The following is a 5,490-nucleotide window of genomic DNA, read 5'->3' on the forward strand; positions in this document are numbered from 1 at the left end:
GTGGGGTGTGGGTTCTTTTAGCGAGTGGGGACACAGGAATGTCCCCTATATCTAATCTTTTGGATGATGTTTCCATTCAATTAGTTTCCCCAACGAGTGGGGACACATAATACCAGCAACTAACCCATCTGTGAAATAATCGTTTCCATTCAATTAGTTTCCCCAGCGAGTGGGGACTTTAAAGTATTGGCTGCGATCTATTCTCAAATTTTCGTTTCCATTCAATTAGTTTCCCCAGCGAGTGGGGACCCCTTGATTATAAACCCTTACCCCATAAGAAGTCCAGAGGCACTTTCCGAAGCTCACCAATTTTGGGGAAAACTTTTCGACAAATAGCCCGATAAAAATCGATGAAACCCTTACAGGGTAAGCGACCGAAGCTCACAACGAAAGAATCAGGATTTCAGGCATTTTGCCTCAGCTTCGGAAGATGATGATACAAAATCAGATAACTACACTTCCTGTCACTTCTGTCTAGCTTTGGATAGGTTTTTCGGAGCGGAAAGGAAGAACAGGCAATCGCACGCCTCGGAATACTTCCTCACTCTTGACACCAGCACTTTGAAGGCAAGAGCTAACCGCCTCCATGGATAGAATACCCAAGAGTATTGGTACTGTCGCGAAACTTAGGCATAATTCTGTGGGAATTATAGGTTGAAAGGTTCGATCTGCCATAGTTGTCATTCCTTGTTGCGAGAGTAACTATAACGCTAATGATCCGCTAAAAACAGGCAAAATGCCAGAGCTAAGTCACAGCAGGCATTTCAATGCGTGACTTTTGAAGGCATGACTTTTGCTATACCTCCTCAGTCTATTTACAAGTTATCAGTTTATGGTACATTTTACAGGAGTAGTACCGATAATTTCACTATCCACTACAACTTCTTGCGGGGGTTTGTCGAGCTAGGAACTAGAATCTAGGGACATTAATAGTATTATGTTAACTAAAATTATTAACGGTGCTAAGGAACTTTATGGTGTTTATTATCTGGTTTACGGTTCCCTAGCAGGCGGTGATGAGTTGATTAATGCCTATTTCTGGGCTGGTCCCTATCCAAATCTTCAAACAGCGTTGCATAAAGCTCAAGATCTAAAAAATTCTCACCAAGGTGATGATTCTTTTGTGGTCAAGAAGTATTCCTAATCGCAGATGGCAAGCTTTCTCGTCAGGAATGCGATCGCATTATGGCTGCTATCTATGAAGATAAGAAGGTAACGGTTGAAGAAGCGGCGTTGATGAGAACTATTCAGGAGAAAGTCTGGAAAGGGGAAATTGAAATTTATGATTGATTCTCTAGTTATTCGTTCTTGGTCATTAGTTATTGGTTTGTTGTGTAGCTGCCGAATTTACTCCTAAACCTGAACCGCCAAACAACTACCAATAGTTGATACAACCGATTGAGATAGGGAATCTAGATCGTAACCTCCTTCTAATCCAAAGAGGATTCGCCGCGTTAATTGCAAACAATAATTGGTGAAAATACCGTAATCTTGCGGCTGTAGAGATATCCCTGCCAAAGGATCGTCAGCAGTGGCATCGTAACCAGCACTGACAATTAGTAAGTCTGGTTGAAAATTACTGATAAATGGCATAATTTTATCCTCGAACATTGGCTGATATTCGGCCAATGTGCTACCCAGTGACATGGGAAGATTTAAAACATTATCATGATAACCAGTTTCACTAGCGTAACCCGTACCAGGATAGCAGGGAGATTGATGGAGCGAACAATAGGCAATTCTGGCATCATGTTCGACAATATGTTGCGTGCCATTCCCGTGATGGACATCCCAATCTAAAATGGCAACCTTTTCGATTGTCGGTTGTGCCAAAGCGTGGTATGCTGCGATCGCAGCATTAGAAAATAAACAAAATCCCATCCCCCGTTCCCTTTCCGCGTGGTGTCCCGGCGGACGTGCCAGAATAAAAGCAGGAAGATTATTAGCGAGGACAGAATCTACCCCATCTAGCCAAGCACTAACTGCCAATAGAGCGATATCATAACTGCGATCGCAAATCCGCGTGTCACCATCAAGCATCCCACCCCCATCCTTAGCAATCCTTTCCACTAGTTCAATGTAGGATTGGTCATGAACTTTTGCCACTAGGGGCATTACCTCGCGCTTTTCTACAGGTGTGGGTAACTGCCAATCAAGTTTGCCAGCCCAAGGTGCTGCTTTCAACGCATTAACAATGGCTGTCAACCTTTCCGGTCGTTCTGGATGGAATTTACCATTATCATGGTGGAGAAACTCGTCGGAGTAGATAACTGGCAGCATAGTCTTGCAGAATTGACAGGATGGTAGCACGTTCTGAAAATTGTATACTCATCCGTACCACAAAAGCTGACCGGACATTAATAATTGCACTATCGCCGTTCAATCCTTGCCCGAACCGACTAAAATACGATCGGAATCGGGAATATCCCAAAAAAACCGTCCTTTCAAACCGAGGACGCAAGGACTAACCCTCAATATCCCAATAATTCCTCTGTATAAGAAACGAATAAGTGTCTATCACCCACCTCTGAATGTCAAATAGGCATCTCGCCTGTCTCTGAATTATGACAAGAAAACGGCAGCAATTTTTTCATCGATCATCAGCTCTACAAAAACTTAGGGCGTGTCTTCACACTATAAAATCTAGAGTAGAAGCGAATAATTCCCTGCGGGGAAGGGGCGGTAACTGCTGCAATAAATCCCCAGTTTTAGATCCGAATGTTTCGCCTTTCCTGGGTTTGAAAACAATTCCTAGACTTTTAAACAGAAGGAAGTGGATATCCTGGCTAGGATTAGCACTAACTACGGCTTTCATCTGTACAGTAATTTCCCCTGTTTTGGCGAAAGTCCCTATTGTGGAGAATGGGGAAAAACAGGCGGAGAATTTTTTCCTCTTTGCATCATCTCAATCCCTAAGCCCGAACCTTACATCTGCTGATTCAATTCCTGACTTAGTACAACAAGGCAAAACTCTATATGATGCGGGTAGATTTACTGAAGCTATAAATATCCTGAAACAAGCGGCTGAGTCTTATAAAGTTCAAGGGGATACTCTCAAACAAGCCGCCGTTTTGAGTAATCTATCTTTAACTTATCAGGAATTGGGATTGTGGGATGAGGCAAATAAAGCTATTTCAGAAAGCCTTAATTTACTGGAAGCTGCACCAGGTATAGATTCTCCTCCACAACGATTGAGAATCCTTGCCCAAACTCAGGATATTCAGGGTAAGTTGCAACTAAATATGGGACAAACTGAAGCCGCCTTAGCTACTTGGAAATCAGCCAATGCTACTTATAGTCAATTGGGAGATGAATCTGGTAACATTAAAAGTTTAATTAATCAGGCACAGGCGATGGAAGTATTAGGACTATATCGTCGTGCCTTGACGGTGCTAAACCAAGTCAAGCAAAGTCTCGATACTCAACCGGATTCGATCGCAAAAGTAGTGGGTTTGCGATCGCTCGGTGATGTCCTCCAATTGGTGGGTAACCTCCCCCAATCTCGCCAAACTCTAGAGCAAAGTTTGCAAATTGCCCGTCAGTTAAAATCTCAGCCAGATATTAGTGCAGCCCTATTCAGCTTGGCTAATGTCGCCCGCCAAGAAAAGAAGGTGGAAGAGGCACTCAGTTTTTATCAACAGGCGGTTACAGAGTCAACTTCACCAAGAACAACAATTCGGGCACAATTAAATCAACTGAGTTTGCTGATAGAGAATGAAAATATTCAGCAAGCCAAAGTACTTTTACCGGAAATAGAGACAAAAATAGATAGTTTGCCACCTAGTAACTCAGCAATATACTTCCGGATTAACCTTGCCGAGAGTATGATGAAATTGGGCGATCGGGAATCGGGCGACTTTCGAGTTAATCAGATAGCTAAACTTTTGTCCAGAGCCATTGAAGAGGCAAAAAAACTGGGAGATAAACGGGCAGAAGCATTTGGCTTAGGTAGTTTGGGGGAATTATACGAAAATAATCATCAACTCAAAGAGGCACAAGAGTTAACTCAACAAGCCTTAATTCAGGCTCAATCTATCAAAGGATCAGATATTTTGTATCCTTGGCAAAGACAGTTAGGGAGATTACTGAAAAAACAAGGTAACATAGAAGGTGCGATCGCGGCTTACGGTGATGCAGTTACTACCCTCCAGTCTCTTCGTAGCGATTTAGTGGCAATCAATCCCGATGTCCAGTTTTCCTTTCGGCAAAGTGTCGAACCTATCTATCGAGAATTCGTTGAATTACTCCTACCTGCTGAAGGAAAAACCACACCAGATAAGTTAGAAAAAGCCCGCCAAGTTATTGAGTCATTGCAATTGGCCGAACTAGATAATTTCTTCCGCACAGATTGTTTAAATGCCAAATCAGTGCAAATCGATAACATTGACAAAGAAGCCGCTATAATTTATCCGATTATCCTGTCAAATCGCCTAGAAGTTATTGTCAGCTTGTCCGGTCAGCCTCTCCATCGTTATACCACAGTTTTACCCCAAGACCAAATAGAAAAGACCTTGATCCAGCTACGTCAATCTTTACCTCAGCGCACCAGTACTCGGTATTTACCCCTTGCCCAACAAGTTTATAGTTGGTTAATCAAACCAATAGAGACAGAATTGGTAAAGAGTAACGTCAAAACCTTAGTATTTGTTCTCAATGGTGCATTACGGAATATTCCAGTATCTGCCCTCCACAATGGAGATCAGTTTTTAATTGAAAATTACGCTGTTGCCCTGACTCCAGGATTAGAATTACTAGAATCTCAGCCATTAGGAGAAAGAAAATTAACTGGTTTAATAGCTGGATTATCAGAAGCCCATCAAAATTTTGCCGCCTTACCGAATGTGGAAATGGAAATCAAGGACATTAATTCTTTGATGTCGGGTAAATTGCTGCTAAATAAAGACTTTACCAAAGCTACAATCAAAGAGGCGATTGGTAGTGTTCCTTTTCCTGTGGTACACTTAGCCACACACGGTCAGTTTAGTTCCAAGGCAGAAAACACATTTATTTTAACTTGGGACGATCGCATTAATGTCAATGAATTAAATAACTTATTCCAAAAAACAGATTTACGCGGCTCAAATCCCATTGAATTACTAGTACTCAGTGCTTGCGAAACAGCCAAAGGAGATGATAGAGCAACTTTAGGTATTGCTGGCGTTGCCGTGCGGGCTGGAGTGCGGAGTACTCTAGCTAGTTTGTGGTTGGTAGATGATGCTTCGACAGCAAATTTAATGGTGCAGTTTTATCAGGAGTTAACCAAGGAAAATGTGACTAAAGCAGAAGCCTTGCGTCGCGCCCAAGTAGCGATTTTAAAAGATCCTAAGTATTTGCAGCATCCTTATTTTTGGGCACCATTTGTATTAGTGGGGAATTGGCTTTAGCTCGGGGAATGGGGCATGGGCGATTTTGCCCTCACCCCCAACCCTCTCCCTAAAAACAAAGTAATTTACATAACGTAATAAATCCTCGAAGGCTGAAAGTGGCTTA

Annotated in this window: 5 protein-coding genes; 2 read left to right on the plus strand and 3 right to left on the minus strand. The window is 42.4% G+C overall.

Translation table 11 applies throughout. From position 1 onward, the window contains the following. Positions 1-474: 474 nt before the first annotated feature. Positions 475-675, minus strand: coding sequence for a hypothetical protein (locus tag NJ959_RS25005; RefSeq protein ID WP_254014468.1), 201 nt, complete (start codon positions 673-675; stop codon positions 475-477). 262 nt (positions 676-937) lie between these two features. Between NJ959_RS25005 and NJ959_RS25010 the strand changes: the two genes are divergently transcribed. Next, entirely contained in the window at positions 938-1,144 is a 207-nt protein-coding gene (locus NJ959_RS25010; RefSeq protein ID WP_254014469.1) for a hypothetical protein, read from the plus strand. A gap of 209 nt (positions 1,145-1,353) precedes the next feature. Here the strand turns inward: NJ959_RS25010 and NJ959_RS25015 are convergent, their stop codons facing one another. Both NJ959_RS25015 and NJ959_RS25020 read right to left on the minus strand, forming a co-directional pair. Then, positions 1,354-2,280, minus strand: coding sequence for a histone deacetylase family protein (locus tag NJ959_RS25015; protein ID WP_254014470.1), 927 nt, complete (start codon positions 2,278-2,280; stop codon positions 1,354-1,356). Continuing rightward, complete coding sequence (locus tag NJ959_RS25020; RefSeq protein ID WP_254014471.1) at positions 2,240-2,383, minus strand: hypothetical protein; 144 nt, start codon at positions 2,381-2,383, stop codon at positions 2,240-2,242. The genes NJ959_RS25015 and NJ959_RS25020 overlap by 41 nt, the downstream gene beginning before the upstream one ends. A gap of 181 nt (positions 2,384-2,564) precedes the next feature. Between NJ959_RS25020 and NJ959_RS25025 the strand changes: the two genes are divergently transcribed. Next, positions 2,565-5,384 carry a CHAT domain-containing protein gene (locus NJ959_RS25025; RefSeq protein WP_254014472.1) on the plus strand — a complete coding sequence of 940 codons (2,820 nt, stop codon included), beginning with the start codon at positions 2,565-2,567 and terminating at the stop codon, positions 5,382-5,384. Positions 5,385-5,490 lie beyond the last annotated feature (106 nt).

The organism is Limnofasciculus baicalensis BBK-W-15 (genome assembly GCF_024178385.1).
GTDB classification, from domain to species: Bacteria; Cyanobacteriota; Cyanobacteriia; order Cyanobacteriales; family Coleofasciculaceae; genus Limnofasciculus; species Limnofasciculus baicalensis.

Coding starts and splice junctions, on each gene's coding strand:
- NJ959_RS25015 (WP_254014470.1), bottom strand. CDS start 2,280: ATGCTGCCAGTTATCTACTCCGACGAGTTTCTCCACCATGATAATGGT.
- NJ959_RS25010 (WP_254014469.1), top strand. CDS start 938: ATGTTAACTAAAATTATTAACGGTGCTAAGGAACTTTATGGTGTTTAT.
- NJ959_RS25025 (WP_254014472.1), top strand. CDS start 2,565: ATGACAAGAAAACGGCAGCAATTTTTTCATCGATCATCAGCTCTACAA.
- NJ959_RS25005 (WP_254014468.1), bottom strand. CDS start 675: ATGGCAGATCGAACCTTTCAACCTATAATTCCCACAGAATTATGCCTA.